This window comes from Mycobacterium sp. 1245852.3 (genome assembly GCF_001669335.1).
GTDB lineage: Bacteria > Actinomycetota > Actinomycetes > Mycobacteriales > Mycobacteriaceae > Mycobacterium > Mycobacterium europaeum_A.
This window is the reverse complement of the sequence record NZ_LZLL01000627.1, coordinates 1-1,019: the sequence shown is the minus strand read 5'-3', so window position 1 is coordinate 1,019 and position 1,019 is coordinate 1. Positions and strand designations below refer to the sequence as shown.

Annotated in this window: 2 protein-coding genes; both read left to right on the top strand. The window is 69.7% G+C overall.

What is annotated here, in order from left to right; all coding sequences use genetic code 11:
• Window positions 1–183: DUF4436 family protein (locus A9W96_RS29235; protein WP_156765468.1), on the top strand; the 183-nt coding region annotated here is incomplete at its 5' end.
• Window positions 184–210: 27 nt separating this feature from the next.
• Window positions 211–1,019: formylglycine-generating enzyme family protein (locus tag A9W96_RS29230; protein ID WP_067144644.1), on the top strand; the 809-nt coding region annotated here is incomplete at its 3' end.

Genomic DNA, 1,019 nt, shown 5'->3' with positions numbered 1-1,019 from the left:
GTGCCGCCGTTCGTCACGTGGTTCGCCGCCATGTTGTTCGCCGTCATCCCCATCCGCAACTTTTTACCGGGGGCGCCCCCGCCGGGCGCGTGGATCGACCAAGCCCTGGTGATCTGGGTGTTGATCGCACTGGTCGCGGCGATGGCGCTGTACATGCTCACCTGGTATCGGCAATCCGACTGAGGCGCCCGGCGGGCGTAGCCTGACGGGGTGCTAACCGAGCTGGTCGACCTCCCCGGCGGATCATTCCGCATGGGATCGACCAGCTTCTACCCCGAAGAGGCGCCGATCCACACCGTGACGGTGGGTCCGATCGCGGTGGAACGGCACCCGGTCACCAACGCGCAGTTCGCCGAATTCGTCGCCGCCACCGGATATGTGACGGTGGCCGAGCAGCCGATCGACCCGGCGCTGTATCCGGGCGTGGACCCCGACGATTTGTGCCCGGGCGCAATGGTTTTCCGTCCGACCGCCGGGCCGGTCGACCTGCGCGACTGGCGACAGTGGTGGCGGTGGGTGCCCGGCGCGAGCTGGTGCCACCCGTTCGGGCCCGACAGCGATGTCCGCGACCGCGGCGATCATCCGGTGGTGCAGGTGGCGTATCCGGATGCGACCGCCTACGCGCGCTGGGCCGGCCGGCGCCTGCCGACCGAGGCCGAGTGGGAGTACGGGGCGCGGGCCGGTTCGACGACCACGTACTCCTGGGGTGACGAGGCCACCAGCGAGGGGCGGCTGATGGCCAACACGTGGCAGGGCAGCTTCCCGTACCGCAACGACGGGGCGCTCGGCTGGGTGGGTACCTCGCCGGTAGGTACCTTCCCCCCCAACGCTTTTGGGCTCGTCGACATGATCGGCAACGTGTGGGAGTGGACGGCCACCGAATACTCGGCGCATCACCGGCTCGACCGGCCGCCCAAGTCCTGCTGCGCCCCGTCGGGCCCGGCCGATCCGTCCGTCAACCAAGCGTTGAAGGGCGGCAGCCACCTGTGCGCGCCGGAGTACTGCCACCGTTACCGTCC